The sequence below is a fragment of the Sphingomonas sp. genome, assembly GCF_019242355.1.
GTDB lineage: Bacteria > Pseudomonadota > Alphaproteobacteria > Sphingomonadales > Sphingomonadaceae > Sphingomicrobium.
This window is the reverse complement of sequence record NZ_JAFAVR010000122.1, coordinates 1-2,688: the sequence shown is the minus strand read 5'-3', so window position 1 is coordinate 2,688 and position 2,688 is coordinate 1. Positions and strand designations below refer to the sequence as shown.

At 64.4% G+C, this 2,688-nt stretch carries 3 protein-coding genes; 2 read left to right on the top strand and 1 reads right to left on the bottom strand.

Annotated features, from left to right (window positions below):
* The coding region (gene efp / locus JOZ79_RS05805) for an elongation factor P (protein WP_294071854.1) at positions 1-540 on the top strand (540 nt) is incomplete at its 5' end.
* 4 nt (positions 541-544) lie between these two features.
* The gene (locus tag JOZ79_RS05800) at positions 545-1,357 is read left to right on the top strand and encodes an inositol monophosphatase family protein (protein WP_294071851.1); all 813 of its coding nucleotides are present in this window, start codon (positions 545-547) and stop codon (positions 1,355-1,357) included.
* On the opposite strand, the gene JOZ79_RS05795 is transcribed toward JOZ79_RS05800, so the two are convergent.
* Positions 1,255-2,523 (bottom strand): hypothetical protein, encoded by a 1,269-nt coding sequence (locus tag JOZ79_RS05795; RefSeq protein WP_294071848.1) that lies wholly within the window; start codon positions 2,521-2,523, stop codon positions 1,255-1,257. The two genes, JOZ79_RS05800 and JOZ79_RS05795, sit on opposite strands and share 103 nt — an antisense overlap.
* Between the last annotated feature and the right edge of the window lie 165 nt (positions 2,524-2,688).

The window sequence follows — 2,688 nt, the reverse complement described above, 5'->3', positions numbered from 1 at the left end:
CGTCCGGGCAACATCCTCGAATACGAAGGCGGCATCTGGAAGGTCGCCAAGACCCAGCACACGCAGCCCGGCAAGGGCGGCGCCTACATGCAGGTCGAGATGAAGAACCTCATGGACGGCCGCAAGACCAACGTCCGCTTCCGCTCCGCCGAGACGGTCGAGCGCGTCCGCCTCGACACCAAGGACTTCCAGTATCTCTACGCCGACGGCGACAGCCTCGTTTTCATGGACAAGGACAGTTACGAGCAGGTGAACCTGCCCAAGGACCTGATCGGCGAGCCCGCGGCCTTCCTTCAGGACGGCATGGACGTCGTCATGGAGCTCTACGACGAGCGGCCGATCAGCGTTCAACTCCCGGACCAGATCGAAGCGACGATCGTCGAGGCCGATGCCGTCGTGAAGGGCCAGACCGCCTCGTCCAGCTACAAGCCGGCGATCCTCGACAATGGCGTTCGGGTGATGGTCCCACCGCATATCGGCGCCGGCACGCGCATTGTCGTCGACGTCTACGAAAAGACCTACGTCCGCCGCGCGGACTGAAGCGATGGTCTCCCACTCCGGCCTGATCACCGTCATGACGCGCGCTGCCCGCAAGGCGGCGCCGCGGCTGCGTCGCGACTTCGGCGAGGTCGAGCAGCTGCAGGTCAGCCGCAAGGGACCTGGCGACTTCGTGTCGATGGCCGACAAGAGGGCCGAGCAGACCATCGTCGAGGAGCTTCGCAACGCCCGGCCCGACTGGAGCATGCTGCTCGAGGAAGGCGGCGAGATCGCCGGCAATCCCGACAAGCCGCGCTGGATCGTCGATCCGCTCGACGGGACGACGAACTTCCTTCACGGCATTCCCCACTTCTCCATCTCGATCGCGGTCGAGGAAAAGAAGCCGGGCGGCGGCACCGAGATCACGCAAGGGCTGGTCTATCAGCCTCTGACTGACGAGAGCTTCTGGGCGGAAAAGGGCAGGGGCGCCTGGCTTCACGACGCGCGGCTTCGCGTCTCGGCTCGCCGCGACCTCGCGGACAGCGTCATCGGAACCGGAATCCCGTTCCTCGGCCGCGGCAATCCCGAGCAATGGGCGAAGATGTACCTCGCCGTCGCGCCGCAAGTGGCCGGAATCCGCCGCTACGGCTCGGCCGCGCTCGACCTGGCATGGGTGGCTGCAGGTCGCATGGACGGCTTCTGGGAAGACGCCCTCGATCTCTGGGATACCGCCGCCGGAGTCCTCCTTGTGCGCGAGGCCGGGGGCTTCGTCAGCGATTACCGCGGAGCGGACCGAGCCTTCGAGCGCGGCGAATATGTCGCGGGTTCGGCCGCGGTCCACAGCAAGCTCCAGAAGCTCGTCGCGGGCGCGCTGCGCTGATCGCCTGATCCCTCTTCAGGCGTAAACGTGGCCGCCCGTTGAATGAGCAGGATCAGTGCCATACCCATGGCGATTGCCCCCATCACCGGGAGTAGAGCGTGGGTCAACATGAGCGCCTGGGAAGGGTGCGGTATCCCGCGGTTCTCGATCGCAACGAAGGGCAGGTAGGCGAGGAGGGACCCGGCCTCCGCCAGAGCCAGGGCCGGCCAATAGCGGCGGTTGAACCCGACCAGAGCGACAAGCACCGGATCGACCAGGTAGAAGAATCGGTCATGCATCTTGGGCATCAGATAAGGACCCGCGATGAGCAGGATTGCCGCGGCAAGCAACATCCCCTCCCGGCTCCGCATGACACGCTTGCGCCGCAGGAGCAGCATGAGTGCAGCCAACGCGAACAGCGCTAGCGGAACTCCGACGGCCATGCCGACTGGGTAAGTCACCAGGTAATTGACAAGAGCCCAGGGGTTGGGCGCGTTCTTCGCGAGCTCGCTGAACCTGTCCGTCTGGCGGGCATAAACGAACAGGACGTCATCAACCGGCCGTCCCGCGAGGATCATCGGCAGCGCAAATGCGAGGTAAGGAACAGGCAGAAGCAGCCAAGTCCATACCGGCAACCGCCGCTCCGAGCTCATGAGCGCCAGGAACGGTGCGAACAGCATGGATTGCAATTTGATCGCCAGTCCCGTGGCGAACGCCAGCAATCCGACCGCCGGACGATCCCGCATCATGCAGCCGAGGGCGAGGATGACGAAAGTTGCGTAAATTGCGTCACATTGGCCCATGAGCGCGGAGTTCAAGGCGACCGTCGGAAGCAACAGGATCAAGCAGAAGGCCGGCCATCGCCACGCCACTGGCGAAATCCAGGCGGTGCTGCCCGCCAGGATGACGTCGAACAGAATTGAAAACAGCTTGATCCGAAGCATCGCCGACCCGGGGAACAGGGCAAGCAAGGCGAGCACATGTTCATAAGCCGGCGCGTAGTTCGTGAACGGGCGCTCCAGATAGTGGCGACCTACCCGTCCCGCGTGCTCGAGCCACGGCACCAGGAAAAGTCGCTGGTCGATCGTCGTCAGCGGCAGCATCAGGAGACGTGCGCAGAGCGCGGCCAGCAACAGCGCCGCGACTAGCGCATAGGTCCACGGCGGCGTCATCCTGCGTTCGAGCATCCCCCACCCGATACCAGTGTCCGTTTAAGGCTTCATTGCACAGGCCGCGGAGAGCGCCAAACGGATGGCACGTCCCCGTCGCGAACTCTGCATTCCCAAGCTCGCGGATGGTTGCGAGCCGAACTTCGCTGCCCTAAAGCCCGCCCAAGTTTTCAACCCCGGAGT

Coding starts and splice junctions, on each gene's coding strand:
- JOZ79_RS05800 (WP_294071851.1), top strand. CDS start 545: ATGGTCTCCCACTCCGGCCTGATCACCGTCATGACGCGCGCTGCCCGC.
- JOZ79_RS05795 (WP_294071848.1), bottom strand. CDS start 2,523: ATGCTCGAACGCAGGATGACGCCGCCGTGGACCTATGCGCTAGTCGCG.